The sequence below is a fragment of the Aneurinibacillus sp. XH2 genome, assembly GCF_001439585.2.
Lineage (GTDB): Bacteria > Bacillota > Bacilli > Aneurinibacillales > Aneurinibacillaceae > Aneurinibacillus > Aneurinibacillus thermoaerophilus.
Genome location: NZ_CP014140.1, coordinates 923,515 through 941,992 on the forward strand (window position 1 = coordinate 923,515; position 18,478 = coordinate 941,992).

General features: G+C 44.4%; 21 protein-coding genes and 1 pseudogene. 16 read left to right on the forward strand and 6 right to left on the reverse strand.

Going from position 1 to position 18,478, the window contains the following annotated elements:
• Positions 1–358 precede the first annotated feature (358 nt).
• The 6 genes from alaS to ACH33_RS04500 all read left to right on the forward strand — a co-directional run bounded on the left by alaS (position 359) and on the right by ACH33_RS04500 (position 5,161).
• Positions 359–2,995, forward strand: a complete 2,637-nt coding sequence (gene alaS, locus ACH33_RS04475) for an alanine--tRNA ligase (protein ID WP_057897952.1) — start codon at positions 359–361, stop codon at positions 2,993–2,995.
• Between the two features lie 78 nt (positions 2,996–3,073).
• Positions 3,074–3,334, forward strand: coding sequence for an IreB family regulatory phosphoprotein (locus ACH33_RS04480; RefSeq protein ID WP_057897953.1), 261 nt, complete (start codon positions 3,074–3,076; stop codon positions 3,332–3,334).
• A gap of 89 nt (positions 3,335–3,423) precedes the next feature.
• Positions 3,424–3,834, forward strand: a complete 411-nt coding sequence (ruvX, locus tag ACH33_RS04485) for a Holliday junction resolvase RuvX (protein WP_057900239.1) — start codon at positions 3,424–3,426, stop codon at positions 3,832–3,834.
• A 12-nt stretch (positions 3,835–3,846) separates the two neighbouring features.
• Positions 3,847–4,134, forward strand: coding sequence for a DUF1292 domain-containing protein (locus ACH33_RS04490; RefSeq protein ID WP_057897954.1), 288 nt, complete (start codon positions 3,847–3,849; stop codon positions 4,132–4,134).
• A gap of 3 nt (positions 4,135–4,137) precedes the next feature.
• Complete coding sequence (locus ACH33_RS04495; protein WP_057897955.1) at positions 4,138–4,446, forward strand: DUF1292 domain-containing protein; 309 nt, start codon at positions 4,138–4,140, stop codon at positions 4,444–4,446.
• A gap of 166 nt (positions 4,447–4,612) precedes the next feature.
• Positions 4,613–5,161, forward strand: a complete 549-nt coding sequence (locus tag ACH33_RS04500) for a DUF1572 domain-containing protein (protein ID WP_057897956.1) — start codon at positions 4,613–4,615, stop codon at positions 5,159–5,161.
• A gap of 37 nt (positions 5,162–5,198) precedes the next feature.
• On the opposite strand, the pseudogene ACH33_RS20525 reads toward ACH33_RS04500, so the two are convergent.
• Positions 5,199–5,346, reverse strand: a pseudogene (locus ACH33_RS20525) (IS5/IS1182 family transposase); the annotation flags it as partial.
• Between the two features lie 356 nt (positions 5,347–5,702).
• Between ACH33_RS20525 and mltG the strand changes: the two are divergent.
• The 10 genes from mltG to ACH33_RS04555 all read left to right on the forward strand — a co-directional run bounded on the left by mltG (position 5,703) and on the right by ACH33_RS04555 (position 14,486).
• Entirely contained in the window at positions 5,703–6,767 is a 1,065-nt protein-coding gene (mltG, locus tag ACH33_RS04510; protein ID WP_057897958.1) for an endolytic transglycosylase MltG, read from the forward strand.
• 62 nt (positions 6,768–6,829) lie between these two features.
• Positions 6,830–7,477, forward strand: a complete 648-nt coding sequence (locus tag ACH33_RS04515) for an O-methyltransferase (protein WP_057897959.1) — start codon at positions 6,830–6,832, stop codon at positions 7,475–7,477.
• Positions 7,474–8,400 (forward strand): peptidase U32 family protein, encoded by a 927-nt coding sequence (locus ACH33_RS04520; protein WP_057900240.1) that lies wholly within the window; start codon positions 7,474–7,476, stop codon positions 8,398–8,400. The genes ACH33_RS04515 and ACH33_RS04520 overlap by 4 nt, the downstream gene beginning before the upstream one ends.
• A gap of 23 nt (positions 8,401–8,423) precedes the next feature.
• Positions 8,424–9,719 (forward strand): peptidase U32 family protein, encoded by a 1,296-nt coding sequence (locus ACH33_RS04525; RefSeq protein WP_408863347.1) that lies wholly within the window; start codon positions 8,424–8,426, stop codon positions 9,717–9,719.
• Between the two features lie 2 nt (positions 9,720–9,721).
• Positions 9,722–10,357, forward strand: coding sequence for a uridine kinase (udk, locus tag ACH33_RS04530; protein ID WP_057897961.1), 636 nt, complete (start codon positions 9,722–9,724; stop codon positions 10,355–10,357).
• A 148-nt stretch (positions 10,358–10,505) separates the two neighbouring features.
• Positions 10,506–12,314 carry a peptidoglycan D,D-transpeptidase FtsI family protein gene (locus ACH33_RS04535; RefSeq protein ID WP_057897962.1) on the forward strand — a complete coding sequence of 603 codons (1,809 nt, stop codon included), beginning with the start codon at positions 10,506–10,508 and terminating at the stop codon, positions 12,312–12,314.
• 75 nt (positions 12,315–12,389) lie between these two features.
• Positions 12,390–13,133: a hydrogen peroxide-dependent heme synthase gene (gene hemQ / locus ACH33_RS04540; RefSeq protein ID WP_057900241.1), complete on the forward strand. Its 744-nt coding sequence runs from the start codon at positions 12,390–12,392 to the stop codon at positions 13,131–13,133.
• Positions 13,134–13,280: 147 nt separating this feature from the next.
• Positions 13,281–13,694 (forward strand): MerR family transcriptional regulator, encoded by a 414-nt coding sequence (locus ACH33_RS04545; protein WP_057897963.1) that lies wholly within the window; start codon positions 13,281–13,283, stop codon positions 13,692–13,694.
• 94 nt (positions 13,695–13,788) lie between these two features.
• Complete coding sequence (locus ACH33_RS04550) at positions 13,789–14,229, forward strand: PaaI family thioesterase (protein WP_057897964.1); 441 nt, start codon at positions 13,789–13,791, stop codon at positions 14,227–14,229.
• 20 nt (positions 14,230–14,249) lie between these two features.
• The gene (locus ACH33_RS04555) at positions 14,250–14,486 is read left to right on the forward strand and encodes a hypothetical protein (RefSeq protein ID WP_057897965.1); all 237 of its coding nucleotides are present in this window, start codon (positions 14,250–14,252) and stop codon (positions 14,484–14,486) included.
• Between the two features lie 426 nt (positions 14,487–14,912).
• On the opposite strand, the gene ACH33_RS04560 is transcribed toward ACH33_RS04555, so the two are convergent.
• From ACH33_RS04560 to ACH33_RS19075, 5 genes are all read right to left on the reverse strand, one after another.
• Positions 14,913–15,281 carry a hypothetical protein gene (locus tag ACH33_RS04560; protein WP_057897966.1) on the reverse strand — a complete coding sequence of 123 codons (369 nt, stop codon included), beginning with the start codon at positions 15,279–15,281 and terminating at the stop codon, positions 14,913–14,915.
• A gap of 411 nt (positions 15,282–15,692) precedes the next feature.
• Positions 15,693–15,911 carry a transposase gene (locus tag ACH33_RS04565; RefSeq protein ID WP_062731146.1) on the reverse strand — a complete coding sequence of 73 codons (219 nt, stop codon included), beginning with the start codon at positions 15,909–15,911 and terminating at the stop codon, positions 15,693–15,695.
• Positions 15,912–16,091: 180 nt separating this feature from the next.
• Positions 16,092–16,712 carry a DUF1129 family protein gene (locus ACH33_RS04570; RefSeq protein ID WP_162264999.1) on the reverse strand — a complete coding sequence of 207 codons (621 nt, stop codon included), beginning with the start codon at positions 16,710–16,712 and terminating at the stop codon, positions 16,092–16,094.
• Positions 16,713–16,749: 37 nt separating this feature from the next.
• Complete coding sequence (locus tag ACH33_RS04575) at positions 16,750–17,091, reverse strand: PadR family transcriptional regulator (protein ID WP_057897968.1); 342 nt, start codon at positions 17,089–17,091, stop codon at positions 16,750–16,752.
• Positions 17,092–17,707: 616 nt separating this feature from the next.
• A complete protein-coding gene (locus tag ACH33_RS19075; RefSeq protein WP_057897969.1) occupies positions 17,708–18,037 on the reverse strand; it encodes a hypothetical protein in 330 nt (109 codons plus the stop codon).
• Positions 18,038–18,478 lie beyond the last annotated feature (441 nt).

An 18,478-nucleotide genomic window follows, 5' to 3' on the forward strand; every position in this document is an offset into this window, starting at 1 on the left:
TGTATAATAAATTATACTGTATCATTAGAAATATCGCTAAATCGTTGAAGGAATGAGTAGACGGCAGCCCTTGTCACAGAGAGAAGATTCCATGGTTGAGAGAATCTTTACAAGAAGAGCCGTTGAATGCTACTCCTGAGAGCAGGGCGCAAAATCCTGCCGGGTTAAAAAGCCCGTTATCTGTAAAATAAGGCGATCCGTGCTATATGTGCGGGTAAGCAGGGTGGTACCGCGTGAGAAGATAAGCTCTCGTCCCTGAAGAAACTCTGGGATGGAGGGCTTTTTTGATGGATAAGACGCTGTTTCTTATCCGTAAAGAGTGCTATTATATACACTTTTATGGAGGGGTAAGATTGAAATGAAACAAATGTCATCCGCTGAGATTCGCCAGAAGTTTCTGGACTTCTTCGTCAGCAAGGGGCACAAAGTAGAGCCTAGCGCACCGCTGATTCCGGTTGACGATCCTTCGTTGCTCTGGATTAATAGCGGTGTTGCCACGTTGAAAAAATATTTCGACGGCCGCGTTGTGCCGGAAAATCCGCGCATTACAAACTCGCAAAAATCAATTCGTACAAACGACATTGAAAACGTAGGAAAAACGGCGCGTCATCATACATTTTTTGAAATGCTCGGCAATTTCTCCATTGGCGATTATTTTAAAGAAGAAGCGATTCTGTGGGCATGGGAATTCCTAACCAGCCCGGAGTGGATCGGTTTCGATCCGGAGAAATTGTCTGTAACCATTCACCCGGAAGACGATGAAGCGTATGAAATCTGGAATAAAAAAGTGGGCATTCCGGATGAACGCATCGTGCGTTTGGAAGGGAATTTTTGGGATATTGGAGAAGGGCCGTGTGGACCAAACAGCGAGATTTTTTATGATCGCGGAGAAAAATACGGCAATGACCCGAATGATCCGGAATTGTATCCGGGAGGTGAAAATGAGCGCTATCTTGAAATCTGGAATCTTGTGTTTTCGCAGTATAACCATAATCCTGACGGTTCTTACACGCCGCTGCCAAAGAAAAACATCGATACAGGCATGGGGCTTGAACGTATGGCGTCCATTATGCAAGACGTGGACAATAACTTTGAAACGGATCTTTTGTTCCCGATTATTGAAGCAACTTGCAATATCGCTGGCGTAAAATACGGTCAATCGCCGGAGAAGGATGTGGCTTTAAAAGTTATTGCCGACCACTCGCGCACAGTTGTGTTTGCCATCGGCGATGGGGCCCTTCCGTCTAATGAAGGTCGCGGCTACGTAATTCGTCGTTTGTTGCGTCGCGCGGTTCGGTATGGAAAAGTACTCGGCATCGATAAGTCGTTCCTGTACACATTGACCTCGGTTGTGGGAGAAATTATGAAATCCTACTATCCAGAAATACTAGAGAAGCGTGAGTTTATTGAGCGCGTAATCAAAAATGAAGAAGAGCGTTTCCGTGAAACGCTGAATGAAGGTCTGCACATTCTGGAGCAAATGGTAACGGAAGCGAAAAAAGAAGGCAAAACGCAAATCAGTGGGCCAGAAGCGTTTAAATTGTATGATACGTACGGCTTTCCATTTGATTTGACGGAAGACTTTGCGACTGAACAGGGGATGACTGTTGATCGCGAAGGATTTGAAGCGGCGATGGAAGAGCAGCGCGCCCGTGCGCGGGCAGCCCGCCAGGATGAAGACAGCATGCAGGTACAGGGCGGCGTACTCGGCGATATTAAAGTGAAGAGCGAATTCGTCGGTTACAGTGAACTTGTTAGCAGCGCCAAAGTTGTGGCCATTGTTCACGAAAACCGATCAGTCGACATGGTGGGAGCTGGAACAGAGTGCCAGGTTATTCTTGACCGTACACCATTCTATGCTGAATCAGGTGGACAGGTAGCGGACAAAGGGCTTTTGAGTGCGGGCGACATGCAGGCGAAAGTCGAAGATACGCAAAAGGGACCAAACGGTCAGCATGTGCATACGGTGCTTGTGGAAAACGGCACACTAAAAGTGGGTGATACAGTTGAAGCTGCTGTGAACCGTGCAGCCCGCGCCGATATTATTAAGAACCATACCGCAACGCACCTGTTGCATCAGGCGTTGAAAGACGTGCTGGGCAAGCATGTGAATCAGGCCGGTTCGCTTGTCGCTCCAGACCGTCTCCGCTTTGACTTTTCGCACTTCGGCGCAGTGACCCCGGAAGAGCTGGAGCAAATCGAAGCGAAAGTCAATGAGCAAATATGGTGCAACATGGATGTCCATATTATGCATAAGCCGCTTCAGGAAGCGAAAGCGATGGGGGCGATGGCCCTATTTGGCGAAAAATACGGCGATATCGTTCGTGTTGTTCAGGTAGGTGACTACAGCCTTGAGCTGTGCGGCGGTTGCCATGTGGGTAACACCGCGGAAATTGGTCTGTTCAAGATTGTAAGTGAAGCGGGCATCGGCGCAGGTACACGCCGCATCGAAGCAGTAACTGGCCGTATGGCTTACGAATATTTGAATACACAGCTGCAAACGCTGAGAATGGTGGCTGATGAGCTGAAGACAACCATTGTCAACGTGCCGCAGCGCATTGAAGCGCTGAAAGCAGAAATGAAAAACCTAGAGCGTGAAAACGAATCGTTGCGTGCTAAATTAAGCAATCTGGAAGCGGCTTCCCTTACCGAACAAGTGCAAGAAATAAAGGGAATCAAGGTTCTTGCTGCGAAAGTAAACGGCGTTGATATGGACAACTTGCGCAACATGGTAGACGACCTGAAGCAGAAGCTTGGTTCTGTTGTTGTCGTACTGGGTTCCGTAAAAGACGAAAAAGTAAACATCGTTGCGGGCGTAACTGCTGATCTGGTGAAGCAGGGGATTCATGCAGGTAAGGTTGTAAAGGAAGTGGCTGTTCGCTGCGGTGGTGGCGGTGGCGGCCGTCCAGACATGGCGCAGGCTGGCGGCAAGAATCCGGCGCAGCTCGTTGAAGCACTGGCATTTGTGAAACAGTGGGTAAGCGAACAAATTTAGTGTATCGTTGAAAAAGGGAATTCAACGGGTGAGGGCGAATATGAAAGGAATAAGATCCTTTGAAAGAGGTGCTAGGCAGTGAGTTCCATGGATCATACAATGAAATTTAACTTTAAGCAGGACGAAGTCGAGGTAGATGCCCGGGAAGTCCTGTTGCAAGTATACGAGGCGCTCGAAGAAAAAGGATATAACCCGATTAACCAAATTGTCGGCTATTTAATCTCCGGCGACCCAGCCTACATCCCGCGCCACAATAACGCCCGCACGCTTATCCGCAAGCTGGAGCGCGATGAATTAATTGAGGAGCTTGTCCGTTCATATCTTCGCTCGAACCAATAACAAGGGGGAATTCCTTGAACGCGTAGCCCGGTTTTTTCTAGATGACAAAAGCCGGGCATGACACGCGCGGATATGTTGAGGGAGAATGTATGCGTATCATGGGACTAGATGTTGGAGAGAAAACTATCGGCGTCGCAATCAGCGACGAACTTGGCTGGACAGCGCAGGGAATTGAGACGATTCAGCGGGAAAGCAGAAAAAAAGATTATCTCCGCATCGAAGAACTCATAAAGCAGTATGATGTTGGAGAAATTATTGTTGGATTGCCGAAAAATATGAATGGTACAATCGGCCCGCGAGGTGAAATGTGCCAGGTTTTCGCGGAGTATCTGCACAACCGTTCGCGTCTTCCTGTCAAACTGTGGGATGAACGCTTAACGACAATGGCGGCGGAAAAGGTGTTGCTCTCAGCTGACGTCAGCCGTAAAAAACGAAAACAAGTGATTGATAAAATGGCAGCGGTAATGATTTTGCAAAATTACCTGGATGCCCAGAAATAGGAGGTTATCCGTATGGATTTGGACAAAATGGGAATCGAAGTGGGCGAATACATCACGCTTACGGATGAAGAATCAGGTCATGAATATGAATATCTTGTCATGTATATTTTTGAAATCGAAGATCGGGTGTACCTCTGCCTTGTTCCGGCCGATCAGGAAGATCAGGAAGAGTACGAAGTAGAATTCCTTCGTTACGATGGAACGGATACACTACAGCCGATTGAGGACGAGAAGGAATGGGAGCAGGTAGAAGCCACATTTGAAACACTCATGAACGAGCTGGATAACGAGGAAGTCTAATCCGTGCGGAAAAAAACGGGCCACGCGGTGGAGGTAAGGCATTTGCGCGATTCCTGGGGAAACCAAGTCGAGTGGTATGATGAGCAGCTAGGACGAACAGAACGATATGATATCGCGTTTGAAATGAGGGTGAATGAGCAGACGTATGCGTTGCTTCAACCCGCAAGCTTTGCTGATCCGCATCCGTACCTTTTTAAGTATTCTTTTTCGCAGAACGGAACTCCCGCCCTTGCGCCGATTGAAGCGGAAGATGAATGGGAGCGCGCGGCTGACGCGTTTGCAGATTGGCTGAAGGATAATTCGTTCCAATGAACATTCATAGGGCTAAACGAAGAAACCCGGATTTTGGCTGAAAATGGTCGAATTCCGGGTTTTTGCTGTAATGACTGTTATCGGATATGCACCTCGCTTCTCCAAGAAGGTGATTTCATTTTTTTGTATAATCTTATTAATATGTCATTTTAAAAGGGGGAGAAAAATGAGCATTCAAAATGAATACTTACAATGTGTCATTGCTAATTTCAAAACTATCAAAGATTTAGGAGAAAAAACCATTTCTCAACTAGACATCGAGGAATTACACTGGTGTCCAACGAGTCAGTCAAACAGTATCGCCATTATTATCAAACATCTCAGTGGAAATATGCTTTCAAGATGGACGGACTTCCTAACAACAGATGGTGAAAAGCCTAATAGAAACCGGGATGATGAGTTTAAAGGAGGATACCCAACAAAAAAAGCCCTTCTTCAAGCATGGGAGGATGGGTGGAACACTCTCTTTACTACCTTGCACAGTTTAACGGAGAATGACCTATTAAAAACTATTTATATTCGCGGCGAAGCTCACTCTGTTGTAAAAGCCATACAAAGGCAAATTTCCCACTATTCATACCATATTGGACAAATTGTTTACATTGGTAAGCAAATTAAAAATGAAAACTGGTCCTCTTTAAGTATTCCTAAAGGAAAGTCTATAGAATACTTAGAAGATATGCTTAAACAACATCAACAAAAGCTAAGAGAGTAAAAACAAGCATTGCTTGCTTCGTCCCTTTCTTTAGTCATCGTAAAGGGGGCCAACGCAATCCATGCTTCTCCTTTAAATATGCAAATACGTGTTCAACCATTTCTTTCCATTATGCATACAGGCGTTTATTCACTTCTGTATCGCAGATGCTTTGCTTCGTCCAAGTAATTCGCCCAAATGTGTCGATTCCCCGTTTTGCAGCCTCCGGTTTTCCTACATGTTCCACGACTTGTTCAAAAACGTCCGAAAAGATTTGACTGTCATGGACATTAGCTGCGGTGACCATAACGCTTATGACAAAGCCATTCTGGTCGCTTCCTTCATGGAAATAATAAAAAAACGCTCTGGATAGCACACAGGTTGTGTGCTTCCAGCAAACCCCTAAGCGATGAAGCATATGACAATACCGGAACGTCACATCATAACGGAAAAACGTTCTTCTTGGCCCTCTTCGTCCCTCGTTTTTCCGTACGACGTTTCGATAAGTTTGTTGTATAATAAAGCGATGGAAAACGATAGAGAAAGAGAGAGGATATTGCCAATGCGAAATCAGAAAGGAAGCGTTGTGCGTAAGACCATTACATTTGCGTTTACAACTTTGCTCTTGTTTGCGCTTGTAATAGGTGGAATTTATTACTATATTTGGAATGGTCTTCAGCCTGTCAAGGAGGAAAAAGGGAAGAAGAAAGTAGTGGAAATTCCTCCGAATTCATCGGTGGGCCGGATAGGAAAAATTCTTGAAGAGAACAATTTGATTAAAGACGCGCACCTTTTTTCCCTTTATGCAAAAATAAAAGGCAAAGGCTCTGACCTAAAAGCCGGGAAATATCAGTTAACCGTAGGGCAGTCGATCGACGAATTACTTGTGAAAATGTCAAACGGGGATGTTTATAAAGATACTATTACTGTGACCATTCCGGAGGGCTTTACGGTTGAACAGATTGCTGCACGACTTTCGGAAAAAGGGCTTGTTAAAAAAGATGCTTTTTTGCGCGAAGTAAACCAGGGAAAGTTCGCTCAGGAAATTGTAAAAGGCATTCCAGCAGACAAGCGAATGAAGTACAGACTGGAAGGATATTTGTTTCCAGATACGTATGAGTTTAAAAAAGGAATAACAGAGCATGAAATTATCGGGCGGATGCTTGACCGTTTTGAAGAAGTGTGGAACGAAGAATGGGAAGACAAATTGAAACAGCGTAATTTGAGTAAACATCAGGCAATTACGCTTGCGTCCATTGTCGAACGAGAGGTACGCGCTGAGAATGAACGCAAAAAAGTAGCAGGTGTCTATTTTAACCGCCTAGCGAAGCAAATGCCCTTGCAGGCGGATGCAACGATACAGTACTTATTCGATAAACAGAAGGAACGGATAACGTATAGCGATCTGAAAATGGACAATCCGTACAACACCTATAAAGTAAAAGGACTCCCACCGGGACCGATCGCCAATCCTGGCGAAGCGGCGCTTGATGCGGTCGTCAACGCGGAGAAGCATAACTATTTGTTTTATGTAACGAAAAAGGACGGCACAGGCCAGCATTATTTTGCGACAACATATGAGGAACACCTCAGAAATATTGACAAAAGCAAAGCAAACCAAAAATAGATTTTACACTATGGATATGTTATTATATAAAAGTTTATAAAGAAACGATGGGGTGTAAAATAATGATAACCTCAAACAAAGTCAATCGTTATATGGAGTCGCTCATTCCGCCGCGTGCGGAACTTCTTATGCGGATGGAACGCGAAGCTGCTGCGGAGCGCATCCCGATTATCCAGTTGCCCAGTATTCAGTTTATCCGCTTTTTGCTCACTATGCATAAGCCGAAGCGGATTCTAGAAGTAGGTATGGCGATCGGGTATTCTACCATTTGGCTTGCGCAGGCGGCGCCGGACGCCCACATTACGTCCATTGAGATTTCGGAGGAAATGGTGCGGCGCGCACGGCAAAACTTCGCTGAAGCGGGTGTAAGCGACCGGATTACCGTGTTTCATCAGGATGCACGGGACGGGCTCGATGGCGAGCCTCGTTTTGATTGCATCTTTTTCGATGCGGCTAAGGGGCAGTATCGCACTTATTTTGATACGTATGTGCCGTATTTAGTGGAAGGCGGGCTTTTAATTTGTGATAACGTCTTTTTTCGCGGCATGATCGCTGAAGCAGACGAAGATGTTCCTAAAAGCAGGCGCGGCATGATAAAAAAATTGCGCGCGTTTAATCACTTTTTGGCTGAACATCCGGCGCTTGAGACGTCATTTGTTTCCATAGGAGATGGATTAGCTTTATGCATAAAACGGGGGGAAGTAATGTGAAAAAACCGGAATTGCTCTGTACGGCTGCCGATCTGGATGAGCTTGTACGGGTCATTGACGCCGGAGCAGATGCGGTAAGTATCGGCCATGAACGATTTGGCCTCCGGGTCGCGGGAAATTTTGAACTGGATGATATTCGTCAGGCGACGGAGCTCGCGCATGGGCGGAAGGCAAAAGTATATATCTCGGTTAATGCTTTATTTCATAATGATGATTTAGCAGAGTTGCCCGGATACTTGCGTGCGCTTGAAGACATCGGTGTGGATGCGATTGTTTTCGGCGATACCGCGGTTCTTGTAACGGCGCGTCAGCTTGGGCTGAAAACACCGCTGCACTGGAATGCGGAAGTGCTGACGACAAACTATGAGACGATTAACTATTGGGGTAGCAAAGGTGCGACGCGCGCGTTTGTGGCGCGTGAGTTGAATATGGACGCGATTTTTGAAATCAAAGAAAACGCGGATGTGGAAATTCAGGTACAGGTACACGGGATGACGTGTATTTTCCATTCCCGTCGTGACCTGGTGTCTAACTACGAAAAATTCAAAGGCCAGGAAGCCAAATCGGCTGGAATGGATCGCAGGCTGTTCATTACGGAAGAAAAGCGTGAGGATTTACATTATCCGATTTATGAAGATAGGAACGGTACTCATATTATGAGCGCAGAAGACATCTGCATCCTTGAGTATCTCGATGAACTGATGGAAGCGGAAATTGACAGCTTTAAGATTGAAGGAATTATGAAGGACACAGACTATAACGTAAAAGTCGTTTCCATTTACCGCCGTGCGATTGACGCGTACGCCGAAAGTCCGGATAAATTCAGGGACATAGTAGGTGGATTAATGGAAGAATTGCGCGCCATTCAGCCGGCCGATCGGGAACTTACGACAGGCTTTTTCTTTAAAGAGCAAGTTTATTAATGAGGTGATAATCCATGACGGAAATAAACGTCATTTCCGATAAAAAAATTGTAACGCCGCGCCGAACCATTCTGAAAAAGCCGGAAGTGCTGGCGCCGGCCGGCAATTTGGAAAAGCTGAAATTTGCAGTGCGTTACGGTGCGGACGCAGTATATATTGGTGGCCAAAGCCTTGGCCTGCGCGCGAACGCGGACAACTTCTCATTTGATGAAATGCAGGCGGCTGTCGAATTTGCGCATGAGCATGGCGCAAAAGTATTTGTGGCGACCAACATTATCGCACACAATGAAGATTTGCATCAGGTGGACGATTTTATGCGCAACTTGCAGCGTGTCGGCATCGACGCGATCATTGTAGCCGACCCTGCGCTAATTGAGCGCACGAAACAGGCGGCGCCCGATTTGGAGCTCCATTTGAGCACTCAGGCTTCGACTACGAACTGGCAGACAGTGCAGTTTTGGAAAGATGAGGGTGTAAGTCGCGTAGTGCTTGCACGTGAAGTCTCTATCCGCGAAATCTGTGAGATCAAAAAGCATGTTGATATTGAAATCGAGGCGTTTGTACACGGAGCGATGTGCATTTCCTATTCTGGGCGCTGCGTGCTATCCAACCACTTTACGGCGCGCGACTCAAATCGCGGCGGGTGTTCGCAATCCTGTCGCTGGCAGTATGATATGTTCGAGGAGTTACCGAAAGATGATGAATCAATGGAACAAATCGGCAAAAAAGCGCTGCCGATGTTTAGTGAGAACGATCCACAATTTACGATGAGTTCGAAAGATATGTGTATGCTTGAATTCCTGCCAGACATGATTGAAGCGGGTGTAGACAGTTTCAAAATCGAAGGGCGGATGAAGAGCATTCATTATGTGGCGACCGTAACCAACCAGTACCGCCGGGCGGTGGATGCGTACTGTGCTGACCCGGATAACTACAAGCTGAACCCAGAATGGATGGAAGAAATCAGGAAAGCATCCCATCGTTCGCTAACGACAGGTTTCTTTTATGGCGTACCGACAGAGAAAGATCAATTATACGGAGAAAATGAAGAGATGCCGCAATACGATTTTGCGGGTCTTGTGCTTGATTATGATCCAGAAACTGGAATTGCGACGCTGCAGCAGCGCAATAAATTCAGCGTGGGAGATACGGTCGAATTTTTCGGTCCGACGCTTGATCGTTTTGCGCAGAAGGTAAAAGAAATGTGGAATGAGGACGGGGAGGAAATTGCGTCCGCACCGCACGCAATGCAGACTATAAAGCTGCGCGTAGCTCGTCCGGTCAGCCGTTATGATATGATGCGCAAGGAGAAAAAGTAAGAATGGTAACACCTGTTATTATTGGTGTGGCGGGCGGCACTGGCTCCGGCAAAACGACGGTCGCTCGCGAGATTTACCGTCGGTTTGAAAATATGAACGTCGTGATGATTGAACAGGATTCTTATTATAAGGATCAATCTCATCTTACGTTTGAAGAAAGGACGAAAACGAACTACGATCATCCCATGGCGTTTGATACTGATCTGCTTATTGAGCACTTGAAGTGTCTGCGTCGACGCGAACCGATTGAGAAGCCCGTATATGACTATAAACGGCATACAAGGGCCAAAGAAAAGGTATGGATCGAACCGAAAGATGTTATTATTCTTGAAGGCATTCTTATTTTAGAAGATGAGCGGCTCCGTAACTTGCTGGATATTAAAGTATTTGTGGATACGGACGCAGATGTGCGTATTATCCGCCGTATACTGCGTGATATCGAGGAACGTGGCCGTACGCTCGAGTCGGTCGTGGAACAATATTTAACGGTTGTGCGTCCCATGCACATGCAGTTTATCGAACCGACTAAACGCTACGCGGACATCATTGTTCCGGAAGGTGGACAGAACCGTGTGGCTATTGACTTGCTTTCCACAAAAATTGATACTGTGCTCCAGTCGCTTTCGGCTGGAATGTAATTTACACATATGGAAAAGCCGGCGTTTGCAATGCGATAAAAGCCCGGCTTTTTCTTATTATGATTTTCCGGCCTGTTTCGTGTTTATTCCCCTTATCGCCCGGCAAAACTGAATAAATAGTCTACCGATTTGGGAAAGGGGCTTTCTTATGTCACTCAATCGGAAAAAGCGCCGGATGTTTATCGTGCTTTTGCTGTTTACGTTCCTGTATACAGGTATTATTACCCGGTTGGCCTGGATTCAGGTTATTGCTACTCGTTCTTTTTCGGTACATAATGTGGATCTTGTAGAACGGGCCGTGGCGCAGCGTCGGGAGAAAATTGTGCTCAATACCGGGCGCGGTATGATTTACGATCGCAAGGGAAATCCCTTGACCGGCGATGAACAAATAGGGTTGGCTATTTTTCCGCTGGTGCGATATTCGCTTGGGGATAGTGGGAAAGTTGGTAAGCTGGGGCAAATTTTAGGTATTACAAAAGAAGAAGCAGGCATGCTTTTGTCGAGCGTAAAGCACGCCGGATTCTGGCAGGACAAGGACGGGAATATTATTTCTCTGCGTGAAGACCAAGCGCGACAAATCCGCGAGTTGAATCTATCCGGTGTCGTTCCGCTACCTGTAACGACACGTTATCCAAAAAATTGGCTGGCCCGTCATGTTATCGGGTATATCGGGCAAAATCCGAAGCTGATTCAAGAAAAATACCAAGAAGATGTAGAGGCAGGGGTGCTCAAGCCTACAAGCAAAGTCGGCATAGCAGGGCTGGAGAGAACGTTTCAGCCGTTTCTTATGGGCGTCGGGGAGACATCGGTTTCGTATTATGTGGACGGACGCGGCAATCCATTAAACGGTCTCGATGTGCGGCTGCAGAAAGCGGACAATTCTTTTTATCCGCTCACGCTTGTCACAACGATTGACACCACTATTCAAGAACAACTGGAAAAGGCATTCGACAGCTCTCCGGTACGAAAAGGAGCCGCGGTCGTGCTTGATGTGGAGACGAAAGATGTATTGGCCATGGTATCGCGGCCGAATTTAGATCCATCAAAGGCGAATACGGCTTCCGACGCGTGGAGAAATCGGGCAATAAAGCAAGCGATCCCCGGTTCCATCTTCAAAATTGTTGTGGCTGCAGCGGCGCTGGAGGAAGGGGTGGTAAAACCGGACGATCACTTCACATGCAAAGGAAATCTGGGTAAATATGGTTTTTCTTGCTGGAAGAAAGAGGGGCACGGTGACATTACATTTGAACAGGCATTCGCTCAATCATGCAATATTGCGTTTGCTGAAATCGTCAAAAAAGTTGGCCCGGAGAAGCTTCAGCAATATGCGGTCAAGCTCGGGTTAAATCAGCAAATCGGGTGGGAAAAGCTCCCATTTTATAAGCTGGGCAAATTTCGGCAGTTTGATAGCGAGGATCGGGGACAGGTATTTGCACATGATATACCGGTAAAGGACGAGGGAATTCTAATTCAAACAGGGATCGGACAGCGCGATGTGCAACTGACCCCGATGCAGGCGGCGAATATGGCGGCGATTATTGCTTCCGGGGGGAAAAAACAAAAAGTCCGTGTTGTTCAGTCCGTTAATTATCAGAACGGTACAACGTTTTACCGTTTTGAGGATCGACCGTTAGATGGAGCGGACATTTCACCCGCTACGGCAAGTACGCTTCGCAAATTTATGGAAGATGTCGTGGATCAGGGAACAGCTACCATCCTGAAAAGATTGCCGTGGAAGGTAGCTGGTAAAAGCGGTACAGCGCAAACAATCGTGAGGGATGAGCCAAAAAACAACCACTGGTTTGTCGGTTATGTTCCGCGTGAAAAACCGCGCTATGCCATTGCGGTGCTCGTGGAAGAGCAGCCAACAACCGGTATGAATCAAGCTACAAAGCTGTTTGGTTCGTTTATTACGGACTTGGCACAGGCAGAGCAAGAAAAATATAAACAAAATTGAATGCGGTTTTTGTTATAATGAAAAATAGTGGAAGAAGGATACATAAACGAAGAAATAATAAGGAGTTGAACGATGATGAGTGAAGCAGTAAACACGCTTGAAGGTTGGTTTGCCCTGCATGACTTCCGTTCCATTGACTGGGCAGCTTGGAAAAGCGCTTCAGAAGAAGAACGTCGGGCGGCGCTGGAAGAGTTGATCGCATTTATGCATAAATGGGGGGATGTAGAAGCGAACAAGCAGGGAAGCAGCACGATGGTTTCCGTAGTCGGTCATAAAGCGGATATCGCGTTTATGCATTTACGCCCAACCCTAGAAGAACTGGATGCGTTGGAGGCAGAATTCAACAAGACGCAATTTGCGATGTATACCATACAAACATATTCGTACGTTTCTGTTGTCGAACTAAGCAGTTACGTCTCTCAGGCTGAAAACCCTGAGGCTGACCCGGCGATTCAGGCGCGTCTGAAGCCAATTCTTCCAAAAACGAAGCATATTTGCTTCTATCCGATGAACAAGAAACGCGAAGGCAATGACAACTGGTATATGCTGTCGATGGAAGAGCGCCGCGCGATGATGCGCAGTCACGGCATGATCGGGCGCAGTTACGCGGGACGCGTTACGCAAATCATTACTGGTTCCGTTGGACTAGACGATTGGGAATGGGGCGTCACGCTATTTGCGGATGATCCGATTGTATTCAAAAAGCTGGTGTATGAGATGCGTTTTGACGAAGCGAGCGCGCGTTTCGGCGAGTTCGGCACGTTTATTGTCGGCAATCGCATGACTGAAGAGCGTGTGAATGAATATTTCGCAATCTAATGAAAGCAAAAAAAGAGGGGCCCCATCACTTTGGGCCCCCTTTTTTTCGTAAATATATAATAGGATAAATATATAACGTTTACGTTAAATAGAATTTTTAGTATAATCAAAATTGACAGTCATATAAGGAAAAGGTGATCACGGCTGATGAAGAGGCAAGAAACCTACTCTATATCTCAATTATCCAGTGAATTGGATATATCCACCCGAACGATTCGTTATTACGAAGAAAGGGGGTTGTTGCATCCAACTCGTTCACCGGGGGGCACCCGACGTTACACAAAAGCGGACAGAGCCAGGCTGAAATTGATTCTTAGAGGAAAGCGATTTGGTTTTAGTCTGGACGAAATCAAAGAAATGCTCGATCTTTTTTATGAAGATCGCTTAGGAGTAAAACAGCTGGAACGAACCATCGAATACGGTGTGGAGAAAATCAAGCAAGTAGAAGAGCAAATTGAAGAATTAACCGTTTTAAGGGATGAATTGCTAAGTTTCAAAGAAGCCTTTGAAGCTCGGTTGTGGGAGTTAAAGCGAAGCAATACGGAAAATGAAGGAAATTAACCACGAAATATTTTGATATGACACGCGAGAAGACCCCTTCCTCCACGTCTCCGGCGTAGGTGGGGGAGGTTCATTATAAAAGGAGGTTGAAGTGATGGAGAGCAATGAATTATTCAGTATTGGTCAACATGCATTGGCAGCGCAATCTTTCAGCAGACTTCTTGGAACGAAACTTATGGTGTTTCAGCCCGGCGAAGTTGTATTGGAGCTTCCGGTGCACGAAAAATTGTTGCAACAAAACGGATTCGTTCACGGCGGTGTTCTCAGTTATGCGGCTGACAACGCACTAACCTTCGTTGGTGGCTCGGTTCTGGGGCCGAATGTCTTGACATCCGAATACAAGATAAACTACCTGAGGCCTGCCATTGGGGAGAAGCTCGTCGCCCGTGGGACTGTTGTTTATGCCGGCAAACTCCAAGCGGTATGTCGCTGTGATGTTCTCGTTATCAAGGATGGAGGAGAGGAGACACTTTGTGCCACCGCCCAGGGAACTATTGTGACGATAGCATCTGAAAAATCAGAGACTGGTTGTTAGGCGGCAAGGAGGTGAGTGTGATGATACGTGAGACGCATACCGTCACGAATCAGCCGAAGCCACTTCATCCTTTCAACCCCCTTGACATTGACCTTTCCCTACAAGATGCGCTTGCCCGAGAGAAGGGTGCTTGGGGGATTAATCAATGCCGAGAGTTCGCCGTTCTTGCAGGATCTGAAGAAGCATTGGAACATGCCGAGCGCGCGGCAAGAAACCAGCCGCGTCTGCATACCCACGACCGTTTTGGAAGTAAGTAAGCTATACTCCTTCCTCCTTTCACTCGTGTTATCACACCTTCATGTTTAGAAGTAGAAGACTTTTGGCGAGGTAGGTTAAAAGCAATAAGCTGATCGATTTTTTATTTATGCTAGATTTTGTGAAAGATCAATACGATCTCTATAAGGGGTTCAGCCGAGATACGTGTAAAAATGGGTCATAACCTGTTTTTTATTTTCATAAAAAATCTTATACGCTAAGCGATGTTTCACATGAAAAAAGCCGATTTCCTTAATGTACTGAAAATCGGCTTAAGCATGAACTTTATTTTTTAGAACTAACGATAATAAAAGTTAAAGCGTTAATTACAGTAAGTACAGTAATTGTTAGTAATGATACCTAATCCTATGGAAAGAAAAAGCCAAGCCTTTCTAGATATATTTGTCAGTTTCCTCACCTCATTTTATTTATTGAGCCCACACCCAAAAAGGTAGATCAGAAGTAATATACGAATCTACATATCTAATTGTTATGCCCGTTCCCCATGCATTAGCAGCAGAAACAACACCAGCACCTATAGTCATTAATCCAGCTGCAACTCCTGTATATAAAGCTGTAACAGGTTTGTTATGATAGGCTGCTAAAGCTGCTGCTGTTGCCGTTGCACCAGTTCCACTTGTTAATAGGCCAACAATTGCATTTGCTTGACAGCTATTATAATACACAATAGATCCATACCAGGTACTTTCTGTACCGCTTTTTCCTTGACAATTAGAGGCTGCATATACAGTCATTTTTTGATTTTCATGAGTGGCGGAACTTTGTTTCTGTTTCATAGTGTTAGCATAATTATTTATTTCATTTTTTGTTCTTTCAACTAATTCTTGAGGAACATTATTTTGTTCAGCAGCTTTAGCGTCAAAAGTTATTTGCTCACCGTTTACTTTGATATAAGGATAAATTAACTCAGCTTCTTCCTGTATTTTTTGTAAATGCTCTTGTAAATCTTCAGCCTCTTTTGCTTGTACACTACTACAAGAGTCTTTCCATCACCTTTTCGAGGATGAATTGGTGAAAGAAACAGGATGCCATGTTCCTCTGATTGCTTGCGTGCTTTTTTGTTGTCATAAGCGGTATCACCAATCATCATTTGGATATTAAAATCGAGAGTACCTTGCGGACGACACGGGCGGGGATATCAAATCACCAATCATCATTTGGATATTAAAATCTGTAAGTTGACTTAATCAATCGGATACAGCATCACTATCGTACACATTTGCTGTTGTTAATTCTTGTGCCAAAATAATACCTGTCGGTGTTGTTGCCAGATGTAACTTGTAACCCTTGTACCACTTATGGCGTGTAGACATGCCCCATTTTGCCTGTTGGTCATAAGTACTATCAATTAAAGCTAAAGGAATATGTTTTACGTCTAAATCAGAAAGTATCTGTTGATGAATCAAGGAAAGACCTCACTATTTGGTATTTGGTCGCGCTTTATTTCTGCACCATTCAAAAATTGAACGTGTCTTCTCCTTTTTGAAAAATAAACAAGGAATAGAACAACCGCACTGGCACGGTAAAAATCGTTATCATGTTCATTGCCATCTATATGTTATTATTCATAATAAGTGAACGGTTGGTCAAAAAACTTTAACGCGCTTAAACAATGCTTTGTGAATAATCCAAAGCAATACTCCGATGAGCAAACTCATCCAAGCCGGAAGAGGAATCACTGGCAGTTCATCCCTAAAGAAATAATAGATGACCAGAGGAACAATATAAACAAAGGCTAAGGGCAGAAAATAGCCCCAAAGTATACGCCCGCCTAATTTCATAAAAGTTGATTTCCTGAGAAAAAACATGACGAGATCTACCGCGAAAACCATAAACATAGGGAAAAGAAAAATACTCACATCCATCCCTGTTTTATGGGGCAGATTAAAAAAACGATGTAATAAAGGATCAATCAACAAACGGAAAATACCGTCATATAGAAAACCCACATATAGTCCGACACCAAATATGAAGAGAAAACGGCCAATGCTGTAAGGAGAATATTTGCCCATTGATTGCACCAGTTCCTCGCAATAGGCTTCCGGATTCTCACCAAATACCTCTTCTGCTGACCTTCCTTCCTGCTGTGCAATCAGCAAATGATCAAGAATCTCCAGCAGCAACTCCTCCGTCCGCTTTTCGGGAATTGGACTCAATCGCAAATAAATAAGCATCTTTTCATAATACTCTTTGTTTTTCTTGTTCAACAGCTTCCGCCGTTCATTGTTTGCGTCAATCATCTCTTTAACTATCATTTTTCTCACTCCCTAGATTTAGGATACGATCAACTGAATTCTTCATATCCAACCATATCTCTTTAAATGCCCCTAAAGCCTTGTACCCTTGTTCCGTCAGATGGTAATACTTGCGTTTTGGTCCGCTCGGCGAATCTCTGAGCGTTCCAGCTATCAATTTATCCTTTTCCATGCGCAGAAGAACGGGGTAGATACTCCCTTCACTCACAAATGATAGACCGTATTTTGCCAATTTAACGCTAAGTTCATATCCATAAACTTCTTCACTGGCAATTACGGCTAAAATACATCCTTCCAATACTCCTTTGAGCAATTGACTCTTAGACGACACGCTTCATTCACCACTATCCCCATTTTTTTGCTGAACAACCTTTACGATATTACAGAGCTTGGCAAATCCGTAGTGCATATACTATCTTGTTTAACAAGGTAGATGACCAAAAGTAAGCTATCTTGTTAAACAAGATAGTAATCTTATTCTAATTGATTATAGGGAAAAAATCAACATGATTCCATATACCTGGACGTATCCAAACTCATGAAGATCGTTGGGGCGAATCACGAAGCAGTTCCATGAATCAGTTAAGTACTTCCTAGCCCCTTAAAAGTTTTTTCATTAAATTCTCACACCATTCTATATAGAGCCGTTCATATTGGATGCCGAAATCTACTACAGAGATGCTGGAGGCAATAGGGTCAGCGCTGTTGGACGGTTCGAGCATCCGGGTAAGTTCCTTCTTTTTCCAAGTATGCCGTTAATCTCTCTTCATGCTGTTTCTTCATCTCCGTAACCTGCCTGATCATCTGTGATGGCTCTACAAGCCATGAATTGTAGCCTTCAACAGAAAATCGTCGCGCGTCTGTTCCAGCTCGCTAGGCTCATTCATCCACTCGATTAATGCCTGTCTTCCTGATTCCGTGATCTCATATATTTTTCGCTTGGATTTTCACTTTAGTTTTGCAACACCCTCATCAACTCCTATTTCTCCAACTCTATTAAATGCGTAAGAATAATTAAATTCAGGATTTTTAACATTAGCTGATGCCACTACAATATTACTTGATTTCATCCTTTTCTCTTTATATTTCCACTCCACCCTCACTTTATTATTATTTTCTGCAACCTTATTCGAAAGAAACAGAAGGACACAAAAAGCCAAAGTTATAAATATAGTGATAAATTTCTTTTCACCAGTTTGGATTAAATCAAAAATTAAATAGCTTAGAGAAAATAAAAAACCTATCCATAAAAAAATTTTTAAAAAGTTACACTTCAATATTCTCCCTCCTAACAAATCAAATAACAATCTATATTTTAACATATTTTTACTTAATTTAACTCTATCATTTGGTACTATATTCCAAATAAAAAACATCCCTATGAATTTAAAAATATATTATATTTTTACTATTTTTAATATTTAGCGTGGCGGCGACCTCTTTTCTAAGATAGCCTTCCATGACAAGACGAACCGCCATGACACGCGCTTGTAAGGCAGGATCTTTGACTTTCCGTTCCTGTTTTCGTCATGTTTTGACTGTCCAGCCATGAGTATTCGTAATTTTTACTCGCTTCATTCTTCATTCCGCTACCTGATAAAGGAAGAGGGGAGAGGGATAATATTGCTAGTACAAATACTCTTTTTATGCCAACTTCGCTATATATTTTTGTATAATAACAAGAAAAATATGGTATATTGTAATAAATATATAATTTC